Origin of the sequence: Achromobacter sp. SIMBA_011, assembly GCF_046535435.1 — a bacterium.
In the GTDB taxonomy this organism is placed as follows: Bacteria; Pseudomonadota; Gammaproteobacteria; order Burkholderiales; family Burkholderiaceae_B; genus Achromobacter; species Achromobacter dolens.
Genome location: NZ_JAWRWN010000510.1, coordinates 1 through 270 on the forward strand (window position 1 = coordinate 1; position 270 = coordinate 270).

The 270-nt window shown below is 64.8% G+C and carries 1 protein-coding gene; it reads right to left on the minus strand.

What is annotated here, in order from left to right; translation table 11 throughout:
- A partial coding sequence (locus SB816_RS31935) for a thiamine pyrophosphate-binding protein (protein ID WP_410548234.1) occupies nt 1-270 on the minus strand: 270 nt, incomplete at both ends.

Consider the following 270-nt stretch of genomic DNA (forward strand, 5'->3'; position numbering starts at 1 on the left):
CGGCATGCCGCCGAGCTGCGCATACGCGGCGGCCGTCACGAAATTGGTGGCGCCCGGCCCGAGCGTCGCGAGACACACGCCGGTGCGGCCGGTGAGACGGCCGTAGGTTGCGGCCATGAAACCGGCCGCCTGCTCGTGGCGGGTCAACACGAGCTTGATCTTCGAGCGCCGCAGCGATTCGAGCAGATCGAGGTTTTCCTCACCGGGAATGCCGAACACGTATTCGACGCCTTCGGCTTCCAGCACCTTCACAAACAGATCCGATGCTTT